The 23,661-nt window shown below is 63.1% G+C and carries 22 protein-coding genes and 1 tRNA gene; 21 read left to right on the top strand and 2 right to left on the bottom strand.

Features of this window, described 5'->3' with window-relative positions; translation table 11 throughout:
* Positions 1-46: 46 nt before the first annotated feature.
* On the bottom strand, positions 47-1,108 hold the full coding sequence (locus tag Q0K07_RS05590; RefSeq protein ID WP_294557524.1) for a tRNA(5-methylaminomethyl-2-thiouridylate) methyltransferase: 1,062 nt from the start codon (positions 1,106-1,108) through the stop codon (positions 47-49).
* A 180-nt stretch (positions 1,109-1,288) separates the two neighbouring features.
* Here Q0K07_RS05590 and recA point away from each other — a divergent pair, with 180 nt between their 5' ends.
* The 3 genes from recA (at position 1,289) to mutM (ending at position 6,297) form a co-directional block, all read left to right on the top strand.
* Positions 1,289-2,377 (top strand): recombinase RecA, encoded by a 1,089-nt coding sequence (recA, locus tag Q0K07_RS05585; RefSeq protein ID WP_294557544.1) that lies wholly within the window; start codon positions 1,289-1,291, stop codon positions 2,375-2,377.
* A gap of 115 nt (positions 2,378-2,492) precedes the next feature.
* A complete protein-coding gene (alaS, locus tag Q0K07_RS05580; protein ID WP_294557521.1) occupies positions 2,493-5,147 on the top strand; it encodes an alanine--tRNA ligase in 2,655 nt (884 codons plus the stop codon).
* A gap of 202 nt (positions 5,148-5,349) precedes the next feature.
* Entirely contained in the window at positions 5,350-6,297 is a 948-nt protein-coding gene (mutM, locus tag Q0K07_RS05575; RefSeq protein ID WP_294557518.1) for a bifunctional DNA-formamidopyrimidine glycosylase/DNA-(apurinic or apyrimidinic site) lyase, read from the top strand.
* Between the two features lie 119 nt (positions 6,298-6,416).
* On the opposite strand, the gene Q0K07_RS05570 is transcribed toward mutM, so the two are convergent.
* Entirely contained in the window at positions 6,417-6,758 is a 342-nt protein-coding gene (locus tag Q0K07_RS05570; RefSeq protein ID WP_294557510.1) for a hypothetical protein, read from the bottom strand.
* A 238-nt stretch (positions 6,759-6,996) separates the two neighbouring features.
* Between Q0K07_RS05570 and Q0K07_RS05565 the strand changes: the two genes are divergently transcribed.
* The 18 genes from Q0K07_RS05565 (at position 6,997) to Q0K07_RS05480 (ending at position 23,564) form a co-directional block, all read left to right on the top strand.
* Complete coding sequence (locus Q0K07_RS05565; RefSeq protein ID WP_294557507.1) at positions 6,997-8,271, top strand: IMP cyclohydrolase; 1,275 nt, start codon at positions 6,997-6,999, stop codon at positions 8,269-8,271.
* Positions 8,272-8,487: 216 nt separating this feature from the next.
* Positions 8,488-10,584 (top strand): ribonuclease catalytic domain-containing protein, encoded by a 2,097-nt coding sequence (locus Q0K07_RS05560; RefSeq protein ID WP_294557505.1) that lies wholly within the window; start codon positions 8,488-8,490, stop codon positions 10,582-10,584.
* Positions 10,585-10,650: 66 nt separating this feature from the next.
* Positions 10,651-11,727, top strand: coding sequence for a M23 family metallopeptidase (locus Q0K07_RS05555; protein ID WP_294557502.1), 1,077 nt, complete (start codon positions 10,651-10,653; stop codon positions 11,725-11,727).
* 482 nt (positions 11,728-12,209) lie between these two features.
* Complete coding sequence (locus tag Q0K07_RS05550) at positions 12,210-12,512, top strand: urease subunit gamma (RefSeq protein ID WP_294557500.1); 303 nt, start codon at positions 12,210-12,212, stop codon at positions 12,510-12,512.
* Positions 12,513-12,567: 55 nt separating this feature from the next.
* On the top strand, positions 12,568-12,963 hold the full coding sequence (gene ureB, locus Q0K07_RS05545; RefSeq protein WP_294557497.1) for an urease subunit beta: 396 nt from the start codon (positions 12,568-12,570) through the stop codon (positions 12,961-12,963).
* Positions 12,964-12,977: 14 nt separating this feature from the next.
* Complete coding sequence (locus Q0K07_RS05540) at positions 12,978-14,696, top strand: urease subunit alpha (RefSeq protein WP_294557496.1); 1,719 nt, start codon at positions 12,978-12,980, stop codon at positions 14,694-14,696.
* 63 nt (positions 14,697-14,759) lie between these two features.
* Positions 14,760-15,332 carry an urease accessory protein UreE gene (locus Q0K07_RS05535; RefSeq protein WP_294557494.1) on the top strand — a complete coding sequence of 191 codons (573 nt, stop codon included), beginning with the start codon at positions 14,760-14,762 and terminating at the stop codon, positions 15,330-15,332.
* Positions 15,333-15,398: 66 nt separating this feature from the next.
* Positions 15,399-16,166 carry an urease accessory protein UreF gene (locus Q0K07_RS05530; RefSeq protein WP_294557491.1) on the top strand — a complete coding sequence of 256 codons (768 nt, stop codon included), beginning with the start codon at positions 15,399-15,401 and terminating at the stop codon, positions 16,164-16,166.
* 63 nt (positions 16,167-16,229) lie between these two features.
* The gene (gene ureG / locus Q0K07_RS05525; protein WP_294557488.1) at positions 16,230-16,886 is read left to right on the top strand and encodes an urease accessory protein UreG; all 657 of its coding nucleotides are present in this window, start codon (positions 16,230-16,232) and stop codon (positions 16,884-16,886) included.
* Positions 16,879-17,877, top strand: coding sequence for an urease accessory protein UreD (locus Q0K07_RS05520; RefSeq protein WP_294557486.1), 999 nt, complete (start codon positions 16,879-16,881; stop codon positions 17,875-17,877). Before ureG ends, Q0K07_RS05520 begins: the two co-directional genes overlap by 8 nt.
* 14 nt (positions 17,878-17,891) lie before the next feature.
* Positions 17,892-18,899, top strand: coding sequence for an urea transporter (gene yut, locus Q0K07_RS05515; protein WP_294557484.1), 1,008 nt, complete (start codon positions 17,892-17,894; stop codon positions 18,897-18,899).
* Between the two features lie 11 nt (positions 18,900-18,910).
* Positions 18,911-20,125 carry an ammonium transporter gene (locus tag Q0K07_RS05510; protein ID WP_294557481.1) on the top strand — a complete coding sequence of 405 codons (1,215 nt, stop codon included), beginning with the start codon at positions 18,911-18,913 and terminating at the stop codon, positions 20,123-20,125.
* An 84-nt stretch (positions 20,126-20,209) separates the two neighbouring features.
* Positions 20,210-20,578 (top strand): fluoride efflux transporter CrcB, encoded by a 369-nt coding sequence (crcB, locus tag Q0K07_RS05505; protein ID WP_294557478.1) that lies wholly within the window; start codon positions 20,210-20,212, stop codon positions 20,576-20,578.
* 69 nt (positions 20,579-20,647) lie between these two features.
* Positions 20,648-21,046 (top strand): CrcB family protein, encoded by a 399-nt coding sequence (locus tag Q0K07_RS05500; protein ID WP_294557475.1) that lies wholly within the window; start codon positions 20,648-20,650, stop codon positions 21,044-21,046.
* A gap of 4 nt (positions 21,047-21,050) precedes the next feature.
* On the top strand, positions 21,051-21,389 hold the full coding sequence (locus tag Q0K07_RS05495; RefSeq protein ID WP_294557472.1) for a GIY-YIG nuclease family protein: 339 nt from the start codon (positions 21,051-21,053) through the stop codon (positions 21,387-21,389).
* Positions 21,390-21,515: 126 nt separating this feature from the next.
* Positions 21,516-22,781, top strand: coding sequence for a translocation protein TolB (locus Q0K07_RS05490; protein WP_294557542.1), 1,266 nt, complete (start codon positions 21,516-21,518; stop codon positions 22,779-22,781).
* Between the two features lie 168 nt (positions 22,782-22,949).
* Entirely contained in the window at positions 22,950-23,435 is a 486-nt protein-coding gene (gene pal, locus Q0K07_RS05485) for a peptidoglycan-associated lipoprotein Pal (protein WP_294557469.1), read from the top strand.
* Between the two features lie 54 nt (positions 23,436-23,489).
* Positions 23,490-23,564, top strand: a tRNA-Pro gene (locus Q0K07_RS05480).
* Positions 23,565-23,661 lie beyond the last annotated feature (97 nt).

Below are 23,661 nucleotides of genomic sequence, written 5' to 3'. Positions count from 1 at the left end.
ATGTTCTCCTGGCGCATCTGTGTTGCGCCCTCCTGTCTTTCGACAGTTATTCGTTGTGTTCTCCGCCGGGCCTGCGCAGAGCATGAAGGGCGTCGCGCGCGTCCTCCCAGGTGGGTTCCCGGAACTCGCTTTCCCGGCAGGGCGAAACTTCCACAAGGCTGCTCTGGCCCCCCTGCGTCACGCGGACGAAGACGCGCTGCCCCTCTTCATGGGCCTTGCAGGCCTTGGGCGAATAGGAGGCCGTGAGGGAGGCCGCCTTCTGCACCGCGTCGCTGTCCCACGGGCGGGAGCTTCTGCCCAGGGCGATGGGGCCGGGGAAGCCGGCGAGCTTGAAGTGCAGATCGTTCTCCCGCAGAAGGGAGGCGTAGATTTCGTTGTCGAACTTGTGGCGGCCGATGGTGAGCCAGTAGTCGCCGTACCAGAACTGGCGGCCCACGTCGGCAAGGCGGAAGTCGTTCACATCAGGTTCGCTCAGGCGGGAGAGCACGGGCCAGAAGCGGCGGGTGTTCTCCTTTTCCGTGAGCTTGCAGCCCCCGCCGGGGGTGGGGATCTCGGCAATGCCGAAATGTTCGGCAAGGGCGAGCTGTTCCTTGCGGCCGCGTCCGTTCAGGCCGAGCAGGCGGGAACGGTCCACAAGACCCGATTCCTCGGCCGCCGTGGGGTCGAGGAGCTTTGCGCAGAGGGGGCGCAGGAGTATGTCGCGCACCTCTGCGTCGCGCCGGATGACGTTGAGCGTGTCGCGCCTCTGCGACATGGGGCGCTGGCCCAGCACTTCGCCGGATACGAGAAATTTCGCCCCGTATTCCTCCATGCACTCCCGGGCCATGCGCATCATGAGTATCTTGCAGTCCACACAGGGGTTCATGGCGCTGCCGAAGCCGTAGGCCGGGCCGCGCCGGAGCATGTCCACAAAGGCCGCGCTGGCGTCCACGGCCGTGATGTCCAGCCCGTAGACCTCCTGCCAGTGTTCCACCCGGCCGGGATGGCCGAAGAAGGGCGAGAAGAAGTGCAGGCACTTGATGCTTCTGCCCTGTTCCATCAACAGCCGGGCGGCGAGGATGCTGTCCAGTCCCCCGGAAAAAAGAGCGATGCCGTCATAATTTTTCATGGCTCTTTAGATAGATGGTAAGCGCCGCGCTGGCAAGTGTTTCTCTTGCCCCCAGGGCGGCCTTTTGGTACTGTTTGACGACTTGCGGCGTTTTTCCCGCGAAAGCGCCGCGCAACGCACCTGCCGGCCGGAACATGTTCCGGCATGACGGGGAATCTGTTCTCGGAGGAGTTCATCACCATGGCGAAAAAGCCTCTTGTTTCCGCGGAAGACGCCCGCCGCGAAGCGCTCAAGACAGCCCTCAGCACCATTGAACGCAAGTACGGCCAGGGCGCTGTCATGAAGCTTTCCGACGGGGCGCACGTTCATGTGCCCGTCATTCCCACCGGTTCCATCGGCCTTGATCTCGCTCTCGGCATCGGCGGCGTGCCGCGCGGCCGCGTCACCGAGATCTACGGACCGGAATCTTCGGGCAAGACGACGCTTACGCTCCACATCATCGCGGAATGCCAGAAGCAGGGGGGCGTCGCCGCCTTCATCGACGCGGAACACGCGCTGGACGTCACCTATGCCGGCCGCCTCGGCGTGAAGACCGATGAGCTGCTCATTTCCCAGCCCGACCACGGCGAACAGGCCCTCGACATTGCCGATATGCTGGTGCGTTCCGGCGCGGTGGACATCGTGGTCATCGACTCCGTGGCCGCGCTCATTCCTCAGGCGGAACTCGACGGCGCCATGGGTGAAACCCAGGTGGGCAGTCAGGCCCGCCTCATGTCCCACGCCATGAGAAAGCTCACCGGCACCATCCACAAGTCCCGCACCTGCGTGATCTTCATCAACCAGATCCGCATGAAGATAGGCCAGATGGGCTACGGCAGCCCCGAAACCACCACCGGCGGCAACGCCCTCAAGTTCTACAGCTCCGTGCGCATGGACATCCGCCGCGTGCAGACTCTGAAGGACAGGGATGAGGCCTACGGTTCCCTCACCCGCGTGAAGGTGGTGAAGAACAAGATGGCTCCGCCCTTCCGTGAAGCCAAGTTCGACATCATCTGGGGCACGGGCATTTCCCGCGCGGGCGAAATCCTCGACATGGCCGTGGAAGCGGGCATCGTGGACAAGAGCGGCGCGTGGTTCGCCTACGGCGACGAGAAGCTGGGCCAGGGCCGTGAAAGGGTGCGCGATCTTCTGAACGAAAACATCGCCCTGCGCGATGAAATAGAGGCCAAGGTCAAGGAACATCTCGGTTTCGTCGCGGATCAGGCGCCCGTTTCCGCTCCCGAGCCCGAGATTCCCGGCGACGAGGACAGCTACGACGAAGGCTACTAGGCCTTTCATGTTTTGATTCCCGGCGGGAAGGCCCGGCGGGAAAGAGAGAAAAAAAGGGGGAAGAGGCTTCTTCCCCCATGTTCATGTCAAGGGCCTTCCGCCCATCGGAGAATATATGCTCACTGCCAAGGAAATACGCCGCAAGTTTTTGGAATTTTTTGAAAAGAACGGCCATGCCGTTGTGCCGTCCTCTTCTCTTGTGCCGAAGGACGACCCCACGCTGCTCTTCACCAATGCAGGCATGGTGCAGTTCAAGAAGCTCTATCTCGGTCAGGAACGCCGCTCCTACCGCTGCGCCGCCACTTCGCAGAAGTGCCTGCGCGTGTCGGGCAAGCACAACGACCTTGAGAACGTGGGCCGTACCGCCCGCCATCATACCTTCTTTGAAATGCTGGGCAACTTCTCCTTCGCCTTCTATTTCAAGCGCGAGGCCATCACCTTCGCGTGGAAGTTCGTCACCGAGGAGCTGCATCTGCCCAAGGAAAAGCTGTACGTCACCGTGTATGAAAACGACGACGAGGCCTACAACCTGTGGCAGGAAATAGCGGGCATGCCTGCCGACCACATCACGCGCATGGGTGAGAAGGACAACTTCTGGACCATGGGCGACACCGGCCCCTGCGGCCCCTGTTCGGAAATCTACATCGACCAGGGCGAGGACATGGCCTGCGGCCCTGACTGCGGCATCGGCAAGTGCGACTGCGACCGCTTCCTGGAAATCTGGAACCTCGTGTTCACCCAGTACGACCAGAAGGAACCCGGCGTGCGCGTGCCGCTGGAACATCCCAACATCGACACCGGCATGGGCCTTGAACGTATTGCCGCCGTGTGCCAGGGCAAGCGTTCCAACTTCGACTGCGACCTGTTCCAGGACATCATCCAGTACGCGGCCTCCATTGCCGGCGTGACCTACAGCTTCTCCGCGCCCGACACCAACGACGTGGACACCGCCCTGCGCGTCATTGCCGACCACAGCCGCGCCGCCGCCTTCATGATCGCCGACGGCATCCTGCCCTCCAACGAAGGCCGCGGCTATGTTCTGCGCCGCCTCATCCGCCGCGCCCTGCGCTTCGGCACGCTCATGGGCCTGCACGAAGCCTTCCTGTACAAGACCGTGGGCAAGGTGGTGGAAGTCATGGGCGACGATTACCCCGAACTTCGCGAACACGCCGAATTTCTTTCCCGCGTGGTGTTCGAGGAGGAAAACCGCTTCCGCGTCACGCTGGACAAGGGCCTTGCCCTGCTCGACAGCGAACTTGCCGCCCTTGCCGCCGAAGGCAGGACCGTCATCCCCGGCGAAGTGGCCTTCCGCCTGAACGACACCTACGGCTTCCCGCTGGATATCGTGTCCGACGTGGCCTACAAGCGCGGCTTCACCGTGGATGAAGAGGGCTTTGCCGAAAAGATGCAGGAGCAGCGCGCCCGCGCCCGTGCGGCGTGGAAGGGTTCCGGCGAAAAGGACCTCGCGGCCCGCTTCCGTTCCCTGCTCGAAGAAGGCATGCAGTCGGAATTCGTGGGCTACGGCATCCTCAAGGCCGAAAGCCGCATCGTGGCCCTCATGGATGAGGACGCCCTGCCTGTGGAAAGCCTGCCTGTGGGCGCCAGGGGTTATGTGGTCACCGGCCACACGCCCTTCTACGGCGCTTCCGGCGGCCAGAGCGGCGACACCGGCCTTCTGACCACGGAAGAGGGCAAGGCCCGCGTTACCGATACCCTGAAGCCCATGCCCACCCTTACCGTGGAACAGATCGAAGTCACCGAAGGCGTGATCCGCGCCGAGCAGGAAGTGACCATGGAAGTGACGGAAGGCGAACGCATGGCCGCCGCCCGCAACCATTCCTGCACCCATCTGCTTCAGGCCGCGCTGCGCAAGGTGCTGGGCACCCATGTGCATCAGGCCGGTTCCTCCGTGGGCCCCGATCATCTGCGTTTCGACTTCACCCACATTGCGGCCATGACGGAAGAGGAAATCGCCGCCGTGGAACGCGAGGTGAACGCCATGATCATGGCCGACTACCCCGTGACCACCCGCGAAATGGACCACGACGAGGCCGTGAAGTGCGGCGCCATGGCGCTGTTCAATGAAAAGTACGGCGACAAGGTGCGCGTGGTCAGCATGGGCGCCGAAGGCGCCGATCCCTGCTCCATGGAACTTTGCGGCGGCACCCACCTTGCCCGCACCGGTCAGGCCGGCTCCTTCGTCATTCTTTCCGAAGGCGGCGTTGCCGCCGGCGTGCGCCGCATCGAGGCCGCCACGGGCTGGAACGCCTACAAGGTCATGGCCGAACGCCGTGCGGAACTCGGCGCCCTGAGCTCCATGCTCAAGGTGCGTTCCTCCGACCTTGCCTCCCGCGTGGACGCCATGCAGAAGGAAATCAAGTCCCTGCGCAAGGAACTGGACAAGGCCCAGGCCGCAAGCCGCGGCGACGTCATGTCCGCCGCCGAGGATGTGGCGGGCGTGAAGGTGCTGGCCGCAAAGGCCGGTTCCATGAATGTGAAGGCCCTGCGCGAAATGATGGACGATGTGCGCTCCAGGATGCCTTCCGGCGTGGCCTGCCTTGTGGCGGAAGACGGCGGCAAGGTACAGATGATCCTTTACGTTTCCAAGGACCTGCACGACCGCTTCACCGCGCCCGCCCTTATTAAGGATGTGGCCGCGGCCATCGGCGGTTCCGGCGGCGGCCGTCCCGACCAGGCGCAGGCCGGCGGCAATAATGCCGGGGGCATCGACGAGGCCTTCCGCATCCTCAAGGCGAAGATTGCGGGCTGATGGTCTTTTGACCGCAGTGTGAGTCTGTGAGATGACGGCGGGGAGGAGAGCGCATGCTTTCTTCCCCGCCTTTTTCGTCGGAAAAAGCCTGTGCCGGGCAGATGCCGGAAGAAGCCGCGCGGGGCGGGCAGATGCCCTGCCATGTGCCGGGCAGACTTTTTGCGCGGAAATGGTTCACCCTTTATTCAGAGAGGAAGCATTCATGCCGGAACTGCCGGAAGTGGAAACCGTGGCGCGCACCCTTGCGCCGCAGATATGCGGGCGGCGCATCGTGGCCGTGGAGGTTCTGAACAGGGGCTCGTGGCAGGGGACGGCCGCACCGGAAGAGGTGGCGGCGCTGCGGCCCGTCATACGGGGCACGGGCAGGCGCGGCAAGCTGCTTTTTCTCTACCTTTCGCAGAAGGCATGTCCCCTTCCCCCGGAAGGGGAGGAGATACCCGTGCCGGATGAGGCCTCGCTCTGGCCGCTTTTCTATGGCGCGCAGGGCGTGGAGCAGGGGCGGCCTCCTCTTGAGGGGGAAAGCCCCGATGAGGTCACGGCCCTTGCCTTTCACCTGCGCATGACGGGCAGGCTTTTCGTGTATCCGGCGGACACGCCGGCGGAAAAGCATACCCGTATCATTCTTGATCTCGACGACGGCAGGCGCGTGTTCTTCGACGATGCGCGCAAGTTCGGGCAGGCCCGGGCCGTGAGCCCGGCCGGGCTGGAGCAATGGGATTTCTGGAAGAAGCTGGGGCCGGAACCTCTGGAAATGACGGATGAGGCCTTTGCCGCGCGCTTTTCTTCGGGCAGAGCGGTCAAGGCGCTGCTGCTCGATCAGTCCGTGGTGGCCGGAGTGGGCAACATTTATGCGGATGAGAGCCTTTTTCGTGCGGGCATACGGCCCGGCACTCCGGGCAGGGCTCTTTCCCGGCAGAGGCTGGCGAAGCTGCACCGCGCCCTTGTGGAGGTTCTGCTTGCCTCCATCGGGGAATGCGGCAGTTCCATACGCGACTACCGCACCGCGCGGGGCGATGTGGGCGCTTTCCAGAATCGTTTTTTCGCATACGGCAGAGCAGGGAAGACATGCCTTGTCTGCGGAAGGAAGCTGCAGTCCGGCCGCGTGGCCGGGCGTGCCACGGCATGGTGCCCGCACTGCCAGAAAGACTGAAAACCGCGCCTTTTCGGGAAAAGGCGCGGGAGACATGCGGCGGAAGGGCGGGCCTCGGCGTGAGGCGCACCGGGGATAGGGACGGGCCCTTCAGCCTGTGATGTGCCGCAGAGGGCGCATCAGGATTTTTTCGGGCGGAAGGGCAGCACCGTGGCCTGACGCACCGGCGCCTTTTTTTCCGGTTTTTCCTCGGGGTTCATGCGCCGCCAGGGGCGCAGATCCTCATGCCGGGGCTCGGGCGGATTTTTCCGCATGGCCTCCCGTTCTTCCCACTTGGTATTGAAAAGCTGGTTCTTGCCGCGCACCGCCTGAAGCAGGGAAAGCACGATGGCGGCTTCTTCCCATTCCCGGGAAGCGTCGAAATCCTGCACGCGCTGCAGGTACTTGTTCCACAGCGCCATAAGGGAAGCCTCGTCCATGGCGTTGAGCTGGCGGGCCATTTTCAGCAGCATCTGTTCCATTGTATTCCTCGTTGTTGGGCTTCCCCCTTATACCCTGCAAGGCGGATGCGGGCAAATGAATTCTCCCTCCCTTCTCTGCCGGAGAGGGGGAAAAAGGGGCAATTTGCCCGCCTGCGTTTTTTATGATAAAAAACAGGTTTCCTCAGGGGCGCGGGGGGGCCGCGCCTCTTTTTGCCGCCGCGCGGTTCCGGCCGCGGGGGCGTCTTCCCAACATTCTTTTCGCCGTTGCGGAGTTGATATGAGCGAACTCAAGGATATGTATCGTACCATCGTTGCGGACGGTTTTCCCGATACCATGACCATCACGCTGGGCGACAGCGTGCTTACCTACCACAAGCGCACCTGGGAGATGGGCGGCGAAGTGCGCGGCCTGCGCTACGGCGAAAACCCCGATCAGCCCGCTGCGCTCTATGAGTTCGTGGAAGGCGAAAACAAGGTGGCCCACCTCAAGTGGCGTTCTCCGAAGCAGGGCATTGTTTCCGCCCTTACGGAAAAGCAGATGGTGCAGTCCGGCAAGCATCCGGGCAAGACCAACCTCACCGACGTGGACAACGCCTGCAACATCCTCCAGTATCTTTCCAGAAAGCCCGCCGCCGCCATTCTGAAGCACAACAATCCCTGCGGCGCGGCCTGGGCCGACACGCTTTTCGACGCGCTGAACAACGCCTTCTGGTGCGACCGCATCGCGGCCTTCGGCGGCGCCGTGGTGGTGAACCGTCCGCTGGACATGAAGTGCGCCGAGCTCATCGCCTCCCAGTATTTTGAAGTGGTGGCCGCTCCTGCCTTCGAGGAAGGCGTGGTGGACGTGCTCAAGGGCCGCAAGAACCTGCGCATCTTCGAACTGCCCGGGCTTGCGCATCTCGATGAGCTCAAGGGCATTCCCATGCTCGATTTCAAGAGCCTCACCGACGGCGGCATCATCATGCAGAAGTCCTTCGTGAACCGCATCAACAGCGTGGAAGACTTCATTCCCGCCACCGGCGCGAAGAAGGACGGCACCGTGTTCACCGCCCGCAAGCCCACGGAAAAGGAAGCGGAAGATCTGCTCTTTGCCTGGGCTGTGGAAGCCGGCGTGACCTCCAACTCCGTGATTTTCGTGCGCGACGGCGCCACCGTGGCCATCGGCACCGGCGAACAGGACCGCGTGGGCTGTGCGGAACTGGCCATTCACAAGGCCTACACCAAGCATGCCGACGTGCTCTGCTTCAAGCGCACCGGTCTTTCCCTCTACGAACTGCAGCAGAAGGCCCTTTCCGACGCCGAATCCGCCGCGCTGCTCGATGAGATCAACCGCCAGACGCGGGAAGAAAAGGGCGGCCTCATCGGTTCCGTGGTGGTGTCCGACGGCTTCTTCCCCTTCCGCGACGGCGTGGACGTGGTCATGGCTCAGGGTGTGACGGCCATTGCGCACCCCGGCGGCTCCATCCGCGACTGGGAAGTGGTGCAGGCCTGCAACGAACATGAACCGCAGGTGGCCATGGTCTACACCGGCCAGCGTTCCTTCAAGCATTGATGCCGCTTGCGCCGGGCGCTCTGCGCCCGGCGTTTTCTGCCCTTTTCCGGGGCGTTTTTTTCAGCCGGAGCTTCCCGCCCCGGCGCTTTTGCCCCGAAGGGCGCGAGTCCGGCATGGTTTCGCCTGCGCGGCGGAACATGTGAACATGCTCCGGGAATACTCTGCTTCTTTACGGCGGCGCGGGCGACACCTCTTACTCTGTTTCAGGAAGAAATCATGGCATCGCATATCGTGCAGTACCCCGGCGCGGGCTGTATTGTGGAATTCATGCAGGGGAACGAACCCCAGATCGCATGGGTGATGGAAGAGCAGAAGGGCAAGATGCGCCTTTTTCTGCCGAACCGCCGCGAAACCACCCTGTCCGCCTCCCGCATACTTCCCTGGGCCGGTCCGGCCTACGGCGCGCAGCAGGGCAAGGACGCCATGGTGGAGATTCTGAACAGGCACCGCGAGCGCCGCGAACGCCTCGCCTCGGAAGTTGCGCCCATGGAACTGTGGGAAATGGCTCAGGGCGAAATGGACAAGGCTCCGGCCGAATGGTTTGCGGAACTCGGCTATACCAGCCCCGACGCCGACACCGTGGCGGCCTGCGGCCGCGCGCTTTTGCAGTGCAAGACGCATTTCCGCTTCCAGCCGCCGGAATTTGAGATTTACGACGCCGCCACCGTGGAATCGCGCCGTCAGGCGGAAGAGGCCGCGCGCGTGCGCGAAGCCATGGTCTGCGGCGGTGCGGACTGGTTCCGCCGCCTGTGGGAGGCGAGAGTGGGCAGGCATGCCGCGCCCGACCTTTCCACCGCGCCGGATGAGGCCGTGCGCCAGAGACTTGAGAAAATGCTCCGCGCCCGCATGGTGGACCCCGAAACCGTGGAGGACGAGGCGCTCTGGAAGCAGGTGACCAAGGGCCTGCCCGATGATCCGCACCTTGCGCTGTATCTGGCCATGACCTGGGGTCTGGTGCCGGAGCATTACAATTACTGGCTGGACCGCGCGGACTATGAGGCGGGCACGGACTGGGAAAAGCCCTTTGCCGGAGAAACGGAGGCGCTCTGTCAGGCCGTTTCCGGGGAAAAGGGGCTTCCTCCTGCCGAAGATACGGCCTTCATCAGCATCGACAGCGCCACCACCCGCGACATCGACGACGCCTTCCGCATCGCCGCCGCGGCCGACGGCGGCTGGGATGTGGAAGTGGCGCTGGCCTGCCCCGCGTGGTTCTGGGACTTTGAAAGCCCGCTGGGCCGGGCCGTGTTCCACAGAGCCACCAGTATTTATCTGCCGGAAGGCAACTGTCACATGATGCCGGAGGCCCTGGGCGAAGGCGCGTTCAGCCTGTTTGAAGGGCAGGCGCGCCCTGCGCTCGTCATCGGCGCGCACGTCGCTCCCGACGGCACGCTGGGCGAAGGCTCCTTCCGCGCGGCCACGGTGAAGATTGCCAGAAACCTCAACTACCCCGACTGCGAGGCCGCGCTGGACGGGGCGGAAAACGCCGCCTCCCCCTTTGTGGAAGCCCTGCGCCTTGCCTGCGACATGAGCAGGAAGAGACTTGATTACCGCGTGGAACACGGCGCGGTGATCATCGAACGCCCGGAGCTTGACTTCGAGCTTGAGGGCGAGGGCGCGGATGTGGTGGTGAAGATCAAGGATGTTCCGGCCGCACCGCGGGCGCAGCTTCTGGTTGCGGAACTCATGGTGGTGGCCAATGCCGTTCTGGCGGAATGGGCGGTGAAGAACGATGTGCCGCTTCTTTTCCGCACGCAGGATGTGGCCGTGCCCCGGGAATATGCCGGCGTGTGGAAGAGCGCGCCGGACATCGCCCGCGTGGTGCGTATTCTTGTGGCGGCTTCGCTGGATGTGGTGCCCCGTCCCCATGCGGGCATGGGGCTTGCGGCCTACAGTCCGGTGACCTCTCCGCTCCGCCGCCTTACCGACCTTGTGAACGAGGCGCAGCTTCTTTTCATGCTGGCCAACGGCCGCCCGCGCTGGTCGCGCGAGGAGCTTTCCGCCATGCTCATGCACCTTTCCATACGCCTTGAGGCCGCCGGACAGGTGCAGCGTTTCCGCCCGCGCTACTGGAAGTATCTCTACATCCAGCAGCAGGCCCGCCTGCACGGCGATCAGTGCTGCTGGAAGGCGGAAGTGTCCGAGGAAAACGACATGTGGGTGAGCGTGAACCTGCCCGAAGTGCAGCTCGGCCTGCGCGGCAGGCGCAACCTCTTCGGGGAAAAGGTCTTCCCCGGGCAGGAACTTCATGTGCGCCTCGGCAAGGTGAATCCCCTCAGGAGCGAGGCCGTCATTCTCGACGTGCGGGAAGATTGATTGCCCGCTTCCCGTATATAATCATAACGACAGGCTACCTTTATTCCGGTTCGCCAAGGAGAAGGAATGTCATCAGCCCGAAAGCTTGCAACCACTGCCCTGTGCTGCGCCCTCATGGGCTGCATGGGCCTTTCGCAGACGGCCTGTGCCCCAAAGCAGAGCCGCACCGGCACGGAGATGGAGGAAGCGGCCCAGGCTTCCGATGCCTTTGATTCGTTCGTCATCGACCGTGAACTTTATCTTGCCGCCACCAAGCCCGGCACCCTGGTGCAGAGTTCCGCACTGAGCGTTTCCGAACTGGAGGAGCACCGCGCCCCCTACGGCGATTCTCTGGAACTGTCGGGCGACCTGCTTTCTCTTTCCCTGCCCTCGGGCCTGCTTTCCCTTGAACATGCGCCGGAAAGCACCGGTCAGTGGAACATGCCCGCCCCGGGCAGCGCCGAGGAACGCAGACTGGCCGCCATGCACACCAAGGAAGCGCTCTGTTCCGCCGGGGAAACCGTGTGCATCACCTCCCCCTACGGCGTGCGCCGCTCCTCGCGTCGCTCCCACAAGGGCATAGACATCCGCGCGCCTCTGGGTTCTCCCATCATGGCCTTCCGCGGAGGCGTGGTGGTCTGCGCCCAGTATCACAGAAGTTACGGCTACATGGTGGAAATACAGCAGGATGACGGCATCCTTGCCCGTTATGCCCACATGAGCCAGATCCTTACCCGCGAGGGTGAGCGCGTGGAACCCGGCCTCATGATAGGCCGCGTGGGCTCCACCGGCCGTTCCACCGGCCCGCACCTGCATTTCGAGCTTCTGCGCGACAACAGGCAGATGAACCCCATGGCCTACCTGCCCACCCCCGAGCAGGTGGTGACCAAGGGCACGGAAGCCGATGCGGCGGCGGCCAGAAAGGCCCTTGCCAAGTCCGGCCACTCCAAGAAAAAGACTGCGGTGAAGAAATCTTCCTCCAAGAAGAAGACCGCAGTAAAGAAGTCTTCCTCCAAGAAGAAGTCTGCGGTGAAGAAGACGTCTTCCAAAAAGAAGTCCGCAGTGAAGAAAAGCTCTTCCAAGAAGAAGAGCACGGCGAAGAAGTCTTCTTCCAAAAAGACATCCTCCAAAAAGAGTTCCTCGAAAAAGTCGGCGAAAAGCTGATGATGCCTGACGGCTGCATGCGCCCCTCCCTTCCGGAGGGGCTTTTTTTTAGCCCGTGCACCCGGCAGGACGCAGAAGCGGGCAGGGCGGCGGTGCGGTCTTCCGCATACCGGGAGCAGAAAGCACCCGGTCTCTTCCCGCCTTCTGTGAGAGGCGCGGAAAAGCCCTGCTCTTGTGCATGTCCCTGATGGCCGCCTTTTCCATGGCTGCGGAAGGGGCATGGCGCAGTCATAAAGTGAGACCAATCTTACTTTATGAGACTAATGAAACATCTGTCGGACGCTTTTCCGCCGCCCGGACTCTTCCCCTGTTTTTTCTCATGGCGCAGGCGGTGATTACAATACCTCTCTCACGGGTGCGGGGCTAGTTTTTTCTCAGGAATCGGCAATATGCCGTGCTTTTCGGGAAGGGCGCCTCTGTCCCGGAAGGAGGCCGGGGCGGATGGCGTCTGCCTGCGTGCAACATTTTAAAAAGGAGGTCTCATGCACCTTACCCCGCGAGAACTCGACAAACTGCTGGTGCTTTCCCTGGCGGAAGTGGCGCAGCGCCGCAGGGAGAAAGGGCTGAAGCTCAACCATCCCGAGGCGGTCGCCGTCATCACGGCCACGGCGCTTGAGGGCGCAAGGGCCGGAAAGACCGTGGAAGAGGTGATGAACGACGCCCGCAGGGCACTCACCCGCGACGATGTCATGGAAGGCGTGCCGGACATGATTCCCTTTGTGCAGCTTGAGGCCGTGTTCACGGACGGCAGCCGTCTCGTCACCGTGCACGATCCCATAAGCTGATTTCCCGGCAGGATGTTTTCACGCCGCGCTTGCGGCACAGCAAAGGCAGGCTGATATGGCAGATTCTCCCAAAGTACCCGTCGGCGGATACCTGTTTGCCGATGGACCCATCACGTTCAACGAGTCCCGGCCTTCCGTGACCATCAAGGTGCGCAACACCGGCGACAGGCCCGTTCAGGTAGGTTCCCATTTTCATTTCTTCGAGGTCAACCGCGCCCTGGAATTCGACCGCGCGGCGGCCTACGGCATGCGGCTGAACATTCCCTCCACCACGGCCATACGCTTTGAACCCGGGGATGAGAAAACCGTGTCCCTGGTACCCTTCGGAGGGCTGTGCACCGTGTACGGCTTCAACAATCTTGTGGACTGCTGGGCCGGGGATGCGCACGCAAAGCCCGTCAATGTGGCCAGAGCCCTGGCACTCGGCTTCAGAAACGCGAAAATCGTCTAACCCGAGGAAGCGACATGCCCCAGATATCACGGCAGGAATATTCCAGCCTGTACGGCCCCACCGTGGGCGATAAGATCAGGCTCGGCGATACGGATCTCTATGTGGAAATAGAGAAGGATCTGCGCGGTTACGGTGATGAGGTCATCTACGGCGGCGGCAAGACGCTGCGTGCGGGCATGGGCGGGGACGACCATTCCCCCCGCGACAACGGCGTGCTCGACCTTGTCATCACCAACGCCACCATCATCGACCCCGTGCAGGGCGTCATCAAGGCCGACGTGGGCATCCGCGACGGCTGCATCGCCGGCATAGGCAAGGCGGGCAACCCCGCGGGCATGGACAATGTGGACCCGAACCTTGTGGTGGGCAACGCCACCGACGCCATTTCCGGCGAACACCTCATCCTTACGGCGGGCGGCATCGACGCCCATGTGCATCTTGTCTGCCCCGAACAGGCGCAGACGGCCATTTCCAACGGCATCACCACCTTCTTCGGCGGAGGCATAGGGCCTTCCGACGGCACCAACGGCACCACCATCACCCCCGGCGCGTGGAACATACACCGCCTCATGGAAGCGGCCGAGGGGCTTCCCGTGAACATAGGCATTCTGGGCAAGGGCCACGCCTACAACGAAGCCCCCCTGCGCGAACAGATAGAGGCCGGGGCCTGCGGCTTCAAGATACACGAGGACTGGGGCGCCATGCCCGCCATCATCCGCGCAGCCCTTTCCGTGGCCGACAAGATGGACGTGCAGGTCTCCATCCATACCGACACGCTGAACGAAGCCGGCTATGTGGAGGACACCATAGCCGCCATGGAAGGCCGCGTCATCCACACCTTCCACACCGAAGGCGCGGGCGGCGGCCATGCGCCCGACATCATCCGCGTGGCGGGGCAGCCCAATGTTCTGCCGAGTTCCACCAATCCCACCCTGCCTTTCGGCATCAATTCCCAGGCGGAACTTTTCGACATGATCATGGTCTGCCACAACCTGAACCACAACGTGCCTTCCGACGTGTCCTTCGCCGAAAGCCGCGTGCGGCCCGAAACCATAGCGGCGGAAAACGTGCTCCACGACATGGGCGCCATTTCCTGCATCGCCAGCGATTCCCAGGCCATGGGTCGCGTGGGCGAAAACTGGACGCGCGCCATGCAGACGGCGAGCGCCATGAAGGCGGCGCGCGGCGCGCTTCCCGAAGACGCGCCGGGCAACGACAACTTCCGCGTGCTGCGCTATGTGGCCAAGGTGACCATCAACCCGGCCATCATTCAGGGCGTGTCCCATCTCATAGGTTCGGTGGAAAAGGGCAAGGTGGCCGACCTCGTGCTCTGGCAGCCCCAGTTCTTCGGGGCCAAGCCCTACATGGTCATCAAGAGCGGCACCATAGCATGGTCCGTCATGGGGGATCCCAACGCCTCCCTGCCCACGCCGCAGCCGGTCATCTACCGGCCCATGTTCGGGTCCACCGGCCTTCTGCAGCAGACAAGCCGCATCACTTTCACCTCGCAGGCCGCCATGGAACGCGGCATCAGGGAAAAGCTCGGTCTGAAGAGCAGGGTGGAGCCCGTGCGCGGCATACGCTCTCTGACCAAGCATTCCATGGTGCGCAACAACATCACGCCCCATATCGAGGTCAACCCCGAAACCTTCGCCGTCATGGTGGACGGCGTGCACGTCACCGTGCCTCCGGTGCAGCGCGCAAGCCTGGGGCAGCTTTACTTCTTCAGCTGAGAGCAGGCTTCATGAACGTCTGCCCGTCCGGCCTGTCCGGACGGGCGGCGGAGGAGATTGCGTATGGATATTGTGGAAAAGATTCTGGGCAACAGGGCGGATACGGCGTGGAAGGCGCGTCTTGAGGGCGCGACGGTGGATATTCTGGAACTTTCCCAGTGGGACGCCCAGAAAAACCGCCTGCGCAAGGAGACCGAAGGCGGCCGCACCGTGGCCGTGTCCCTTGAGCGGGGCGCTTCCCTCAGCGACGGCGACATCCTTCTGTACGATGAGAACGCCCGCGAGGCGGTGCTGTGCCGCATCAGGCTCTGCCCCGTCATGGCCGTGAGCATGGAAGGGCTGAGGCAGCTTCCGCCGGAAGAGGCGCTTCGCGCCGCCGTGCGCCTGGGGCACGCCCTCGGAAACCAGCACTGGCCCGCCGTGGTGAAGGGCGATTGCGTCTATGTGCCCATGACGGCGGATGAAAAGGTCATGGGCGCGGTCATGGACACGCACGCCGTTCCGGGCACCTCGTATGCCTTTCTTGCCGGAGAAGAGGTGCGGCGTCTGCTGGACAGGGAAGAAGCCCGCCTGCTCTTCGGCGGGGCGGAAAAGGCGGCGGGCGGACACGTTCATCATCACGGCGTTCACGCCTGATGATCCGCGCGCCCGGCACGGGCGTTCAGGCTTCTCTTCGGACATAACCCGCTTCAAAAGGAGCACATGGTGGACATTCTTTCCCTTGTGCGGCTCATGCAGTTCGGCGATTCCATGCTTCCCACCGGAGCCTTTGCCTTTTCCAGCGCCCTGGAAGCGGCGGTGCAGACGGGCGTGGTGCACGATGCCGCAACGCTTCAGCAGTATGTGACGGCCGCGCTGCATCAGGCCTCCACGGGCGACGCGGTGGGCCTTGCCTTCGCTTTGCGGGCGCTGTGCGACGATACGACAAGCATGGGCGGCCCCGTGCAGGAGAGCACCCTTTCCAGACTGCGGGAGATCGACCTTGCCCTGTACCGCCGCAAGCTCCCCGGGGAATTCAGGGACATGATGGTGAAAACCGGGCGCAGGCTCACGGAACTCGGCGTGCGGGCAACGCACTCTCCGCTGCTTTCCCGCTGGCTTTCGCAGCTGGAGTCGGGCGGAACTGCGGGCACCTATCCCGTGTCGCTGGCCGTGCTTTTCGCCTCCACCGCCTTTGCCGACGCGCCCATCCGCCGTTCCGACGGCACCGAGGAGGAAGCGCTGCTTCAGGAGGCGCTTACCGTGTATTTCTACGGGGTTGCCATGGGTATTCTGAACGCCTCGCTCAGGCTCATGCGCGTGACCCATTTCGAGGTGCAGGCCATGCTCTACCGCGTGTCGGCAACGTTTGAGGCGTTGTGCGCGGCGGCTCTGGAAACGCCCCGTGAACGGATGACGGGCTATGCCCCCATGACGGACATTCTTTCCGCCGTTCATGCCGGAGGGCGCGTGCGCCTGTTCATGAGCTGAAAGCCGCAGCGGATGCGGAAGAACATTCCGGGGCGGCCCCCGGAAAAGCCGGAGGAGGAAGCGATGAAGAAAATCACCCGTATCGGCGTAGGCGGCCCGGTGGGTTCGGGCAAGACGGCCGTGATCGAGGCCGTGGTGCCCGAGCTCATGCGGCGTGGCGTGCGCCCGCTCATCATCACCAACGACGTGGTGACCATTGAGGATGCAAAGCATGTGCAGCGGGAACTTGCGGGCATTCTGCCTGCCGAGCGCATTGTGGGCGTGGAAACCGGGGCCTGCCCCCACACGGCCATACGCGAGGATCCGAGCATGAACCTTGCCGCCGTGGAGGAGCTTGAGAAGCGCTTTCCCGACAGCGACGTGGTGTTCATCGAAAGCGGGGGCGACAACCTCACCCTCACCTTCAGCCCGGCCCTGGCCGACTTCTTCATCTACGTCATCGACGTGGCCGCAGGCGACAAGATTCCGCGCAAGAGCGGGCCGGGGGTGTGCCATTCCGACATCCTCGTCATCAATAAGGAAGACCTTGCGCCCTATGTGGGGGCGAGTCTTGAGGTCATGGAGCGCGATTCCAGGCTCATGCGCGGCAAAAAGCCCTTCCTTTTCACCAACTGCATGACGGGCCGCAACATTTCCACCCTGGCCGACTGGATCATGCGCGACGCGCTCTTTGACGTGCCGGACCGGACGAAGGGAAAGGAGGAGAGTGCCCATGCCTGAGGCAAGGCCGCTTTCCGGCGCCCCGCAGGGCTTTTTTCCCGACTGTTCCAGCTTTGCCGCGGCAAGGGAGGCCCTCGCGCGCCTTGAAGCCGGGGCCGCGGAGTTTGCCCCCTACTGCGACGAACCTCCGCAGATGAAAAGCGGCGCCACGGGCAAGGTGGGCTACCTCAGGCTGGATTTTCAGCGTGATGAGAAGCTCGGCCGCACCGTGCTTGCCGATCTGGACAGGCGCGCGCCGCTTCTGGCGCAGAAGGCCCTGTACTGGGACAGTTCCCAGCCGGACATGGCCTGCGTGATCACCATAGAAACCACGGGCTGCGTCGTGCAGGGGGACCGCCTTGCCCTGGAGGTGCACGCCGGAAAGGGCGCCCGCGCGCTGGTCACCACCCAGAGCGCCACCAAGGTGCACAGCATGGAGCATAATCACGCCACCCTTCTTCAGCATTTTGTGGTGGAGGAGAAGGGCTGGCTGGAATACGTTCCCGATCCGCTCATTCTGCACCGCCGTGCGCGCTTTCTGCAGGATACCTGGGTCACGCTGCCTGCCTCGGCGGGCTTTCTGTACGGGGAAATCCTCATGCCGGGCAGGCGCTGGCATCATGAGGAGGAACAGTTCGGCTTCGACATGTATTCCGCGGGCTTTCATGTGTTCCGCAGCGACGGGGAAGCCCTTTTTGAGGAACGCCTTGTGCTGGATCCGGGAAAAACGCCGTTCTGCAATGCGGGCATCATGGCGGGGTATGAGGTGTTCGGCACCCTGTATGCGCTGGTGCCGGAAGAGTTTCTGCCCGCGCTCAGGGAGGAGGCGGGAAGCGGCGTGACGGAGCGCCTTGCCTTCGGCGCGCTCACGCTCCCCGGCCGGGCCGGGCTTGCCTTCCGCGTTCTGGGCAGAAACGTGGAGGCTGTGCGGGAGACAATGCGCGCCTTCCGGTCCCTGGTGCGGAAAACGGTGCTGGGAAGGGAACTTCCCCCCGGATTTCTCTGGAGTTGAACGAGGGAGGATTCATGCGGCAGACGGAGAACAAAGACGGCGCGCCCCGGGGCGCGCGATATTATCCCTTCCCCCGCGTTCTGGACGTGCTCCTTCGCGGGGCGGGACAGGTCATGTTTCAGAATTCCCCGTGGACGGGGCTTCTTTTTCTTCTCGGCATCGCCTGGGGATCCTGGCAGGCGGACAGGCCGGAAATCATCACAGGCGCCCTCACCGGACTCTGCACGGGTACCCTTGCGGCCTGCCTGCTGCACGCCCCGCGTGAGGAGATCGACGCGGGCCTGCACGGCTACAACGGCATTCTGGTGGGCTGCGCCCTGCCCGTATTCTTCGGGAGTGGGCCTTTGTGCTGGGCGCTTGTCTTTGCCGGGGCCTTCTTTTCCACCGTCATCATGATGGCCGTTTCCGTGTTTCTGCGCTCGTGGAAGGTTTCGGCCATGACGGGGCCTTTTGTGTTCACCACCTGGTTCATCCTGCTTTCCTCCTACGGCTTCTCCCATATCAGCATTGCGGCGCTCCCTTCCCCTGCGCTTCCTTCGCAGATAAGCGGAGCCATGGCCATGGTGCCCGGGCCCGAGGCCCTTCTCAAGGCGAGTCTTGCCGGTATTTCCCAGGTCTTTCTCATCGACAACGCCGTCACCGGCGTGATCTTCCTTGCCGGCATTGCCGCAAGTTCCCTGCCCGCCGCGCTGCTCGGCTGGGCCGGTTCCGTGCTGGCCATGGCCACGGCGCTTTTTCTCGGTGCGGACGGGCGGAGCGTGGAGGAAGGGCTTTATCAGTTCAGCGCCGTGCTCACGGCCATAGGGCTCGGCTCCACCTTCTACAGCCCGGGCTGGCGCGTCATGCTCTACGCCTTTCTGGGCACGGTGTTCACCGTGGTGGCGCAGGGCGCGCTCAATGCGGCCCTTTCCCCCCTCGGCATCCCCACGCTCACCTTTCCCTTCGTCATCGCCGCATGGCTCTTCCTTCTGCCCCATATCCGCTTTGAGCAGAAGGGAAGCGGCGGTTCACCTTCAGCCTGACGGGAGTTTCCATGTACACAGCAGATAGCGGAGATACCGCCTTCATCCTGCTCTGCACGGCGCTGGTCTGCCTCATGACGCCGGGCCTGGCCTTTTTCTACGGCGGCCTCGTGCGCCGCAAGAACGTGCTCACCATCATGATGCAGAGCTTCATTTCCATGGGCGTCATTGCCGTCATCTGGATTTTCGGCGGCTTCAGCCTGGCCTTCGGGCCGGATATCGGCGGCGTGATAGGGGACATCACCTATCACTTCGCCCTGGACAAGGTGGGCGGCGCACCCAGCCCCGACTATGCCGTCACCGTGCCTTTCCTGCTGTTTTTCGCCTATCAGCTCATGTTCGCCATCATCACGCCTGCGCTCATCACCGGAGCCTTTGCCGGAAGGTTCAATTTCCGCGGCTATCTCCGTTTTCTGGTGCTCTGGATGATCTTCATCTACATCCCCGTATGCCACTGGATATGGGGCGGCGGTTTCCTTGCGCGCCTCGGCGTGGCGGATTTCGCAGGCGGCATCGTGGTGCATGTGAGCGCAGGCTTTGCCGCGCTCGCTTCCGTGATGTTCCTCGGCCCGCGTGACGACATCGCTCCCGGCGAACACCCGGAACCCAACAACCTGCCTCTGGTGGCCGTGGGCGCGGGCCTTCTGTGGTTCGGCTGGTTCGGCTTCAACGCGGGCGGAGCCTACGCGGGCGACGCTCTGGCCGCCTATGCCTTCACCAACACCACCATTGCCGGTTCCATCGCCATGCTGGTGTGGATGTTCCTCAACTGGCGCGCTTCAAGCCGTCCCTCCTTCTCCGGCGTGCTCGTGGGCGCGGTGGCGGGCCTTGCCACCATCACGCCCTGCGCGGGCTATGTGCCGCCGTGGGCGGCCATCGTCATCGGGGCGGCCGGGGCCGTGGTGTGCTACCATGCCCGGTGCGTGCAGGCGAAACTCCACTTCGACGACGCCCTGGAAGTGTGGCGCGCCCACGGCATGGGCGGGCTCACCGGTTCTCTGCTGGTGGGCGTGTTCGCCTCCGCCGCCATCAACGATGTTCATGCCGGGCTGGAGCAGTTCTTCATGCAGGTGCTCGGCGTGGGCGTGGTGGCGGCCTGGTCCTTTGCGGGCACATGGCTCATTCTCAAGGTCATCAGTCACTTCGGGCCCATCCGCGTGAGCCGCGAGCAGGAGCTTGAGGGGCTGGATGAGGCCCTGCACGGCGAATCGGCCTACAGGCTGTAGCCTTTGTGCGGGCGGCACGGCGCCGCCCGCACGGAGCATTGACAAGGGGGAGGAAAGTGCGGATGTTCCTCCCCTGGAGGATCTATGACTTCTTTGCTTCTTGTGGCGGCGGGCGGTGCGCTCGGCGCGCTCTGCCGTTATGGCGCGGGGCTGCTTTCCACGGTGCTGTTCGGCAGGGGCTTTCCCGTGGGCACGCTCATGGTCAACGTGGCGGGCTGCTTCATCATCGGGGCCGTGTACGCCGCCATGGCGGAACAGGCCCACGGCATGCTGGCGACCTTTCTCATCCAGGGCTTCTGCGGCGCGCTCACAACCTTTTCCACGTTTTCGCTGGACTGTTTCAGGCTGCTTCACGAGGGGCGGACAGGGAGCGCGGCGGCCAATGCGGCCCTCAACATGGTTCTCGGTCTCGGCGCGGCGGCGCTGGGCCTTTCTCTTTTTGCCGGGGCGTAGAAGGACTGCGGCGTTTCCGGGAAGAAGAGCGCTTTCCGGATGTGAGCTTTTTTAAGGATGAGGACCCTCATGAAACCATTGTTCAGACAGGTGCTGGCCGTCCTTGTGGGCGGAGCGCTCGGCGCGGTATGCCGCGTGGAAATAGGCGGACTGGTCACGGCAGCGGCGGGTGCGGTGCTGCCCGTGGGCATTTTATGCGTCAATATGGCCGGTTCCTTTCTGCTGGGACTTCTCACGGGCGTTGCCTCCCGTTCCCGCTCCGGCTATCCCACGGCCACGGCCTTTTTCGCCACGGGATTTTTCGGCGGCTTCACCACCTTTTCTTCCTTTGCGCTGGATACCGTGCTGCTGTACGGAACGGGACATGTGCTGTTTGCCCTGCTCAATGTGGGCCTGAACGGCGTGTGCTGCATCAGCCTTGCGGGCCTCGGCTGGAAGATGGCGGCCCGTCCGGCAAAGGCGGCGTGACGCCATGGCTGGCGGAGCATGGAGCGTGTACCTTCTTCTCTGCGCCGACGGCACCTTCTACTGCGGCATCACGCTTGACGTGCCCCGCAGAGTGGCCATGCACAACGGCCTTCTTCCCGGCGGGGCGAAATATACCCGGGGCCGCAGACCGGTGCGCCTTGTTTCCTGCGCCGGAGGCTTCTGCCGCGCAGAGGCGCTCAGGCTGGAGAGGAGGATCAAGAAGCTTCCCCATGCCCGGAAGGCGGAAGCCCTTTTCGCGTTCCGCAGCCCGGAAAGCCGGGAGGCGGAAAGGGAGCAGCAGCCGCACCTGACCCCGGAAAGGGGAGGGATGACGCACTCTTGACCACGGGCACCTGCGGGAATATGCTCTGACCTCCCCGGGCCGACCGTGTCACATGAGGCCCGAAAATCCATGCAAGGGTGTCCTATGCGTAAGTTCCTTCCTCTTTTTCATAGCCTTGTTGTTCTGATGATGCTGGTTCTTGCCGTGCCCTGCGGCGCCGCCACCATGGTGGATATTTACGGTGCCGGCCAGAACAAGATCAACCTGGCCATGGCCTCCCCCCTCACCGGGCCGAGTCAGCGCGCCACGGCTCTGGGCGCCGAGCTGAACGACGCCATCACCACCAACCTCAATTACCTGCCCTTCATGCGGCTCACTTCGCCTTCCGCCGTTCTGGGCGGAACGCTCCTTTCCGCCTGGCAGGGTGCGGAAGTGGATTTCCGCCGCTTCCAGATCGCAGGTGCCGACCTTCTCGTCACGGCGCACTGGCCGAACGGCGACAGGGACAACAGCACCGTTGAGCTGCGCGTGTTTGAAACCTATTCCGGCAAGTTCGTGTTCGGCAACGCCTATTCCGGCGTGACCCATTCCGAAGTGCCCAACGTGGCCGACCGCTTCTGCGACGACCTCATGGAAGCGCTCACCGGTGCGCGCGGCTTCTTCAGCAGCTCCCTTGCCTTCGTCAAGGGCAACGGCCGCAAGCGCGACGTGTGGGTGGTGCGCGCCACCGGCCGCGATCTGCGTCAGGTCACCAACATTCCCGGCGCGGCCATGTCTCCTTCCTGGTCGCCGGACGGCCGCTATGTGGTGTTCAGCCACATGGACGACAGCACCCACGCCCTCGGCGTGTGGGACCGCATGAACAATACGGTCAAGCGCGTGCGCTTCCCCGGCAACACCGTCATCGGCCCCTGCTTCCTGCCCGACAACCGCGTGGCCGTGAGCCTTTCCACGGGCCACTACCCCGACATCTTCCTGCTGAACCGCCAGTTCCAGCGTGAACGCACCCTGGAACAGAGCCCCGGCATCGACGTGTCGCCTTCCTTCGACGCCACGGGCACCAAGATGGCCTTCACCTCCAGCCGCCTGGGCAGCCCGCAGGTCTTTCTGAAGGACTTTACCACCGGCACCGTGTCCCGCGTGAGCATGGAAGGTTCCTACAACTCCGAACCCTGCATCAGTCCCGACGGAACGCTCATCGCCTACACCAAGGCCACCCCTTCGGGCTTCCGCATTTTCGTGCACGACATGGTCACGGGCTATGAGCAGCAGATTTCCTTCGGCCCCGGCAGAGACGAACAGCCCGCCTTTGCTCCCGACAGCTACTTTGTGGCCTTCACCTCCACAAGGGGCGGTTCTTCCCAGATTTATCTGACCACGCGCCACGGCGGCGAGGCCAGAAAGGTTCCCACCGGAGCCGGCAATGCCTCGTTCCCGAGCTGGGGGAAGTAAAATAATTTAAATTTCAGGGCGAATTACCCCCCCTGCAAGCTTGACAACGGCAAGTGTGAGGGTAATATGCCGTTCTGCCCATAAGTGCAGTTTTCTTTCCACGCTCTATTTTTAGAGGGAAGAGCGGGAGAGAGAAATATTATGACTTAACTCTCAGGAGGAGTTATCATGAAGTCTCTGAAGTCTTTTGGCCTGGTTATGGTTCTTGCTCTGGCTCTCGGCATGGGCGCCGGCTGCGCTAAGAAGAACGCTGAAGTGGAAAACGTGGAACCCGCTCCCGTGGCCACCACCTCCGCTGTTGAAGCCGCTGCTCAGCAGATCACCGACGGCGTTGTGTACTTCGATTTCGACAAGTACGACATCAAGGCCGAATACCGCGACATGCTCCAGCAGAAGGCCGAACTGATGAAGCAGTTCCCCTCCATCCGTGTGCGCATTGAAGGCAACTGCGACGAACGCGGCACCCAGGAATACAACCTCGCCCTCGGCGAACGTCGTGCCCGCGCTGCCTATGAATACATGATCCGCCTCGGCGTGCCTGCTGACCAGCTCGACATCATCTCCTACGGCAAGGAACGTCCTGCTGTGGAAGGCACCGGTGAAGCTGTGTGGGCTCAGAACCGTCGTGACGAATTCAACGTCATCGCCCGCTAACGGCACCGTCTGACATCAAGGCTGCCCTGTAACCTCTGCAGGGCAGCCTTTTTTCGGGGCGTGGCGCAGGGGTAGCGCACCTGCTTTGGGAGCAGGGAGTCGCTGGTTCAAATCCAGTCGCCCCGACCACGGTCACGGAAAGAAGGCCTCATAAGGAGTGCAACTCCTTGTGGGGCTTTTTTTTATTCTTTTTTCATCCTTTTTCTGCCGCGCATGGTCTGTCTTT

Source organism: uncultured Mailhella sp. (genome assembly GCF_944324615.1).
In the GTDB taxonomy this organism is placed as follows: Bacteria; Desulfobacterota; Desulfovibrionia; order Desulfovibrionales; family Desulfovibrionaceae; genus Mailhella.
The sequence above is the reverse complement of the archived record's forward strand: the minus strand, read 5'-3'. Positions and strand labels throughout refer to the sequence as shown.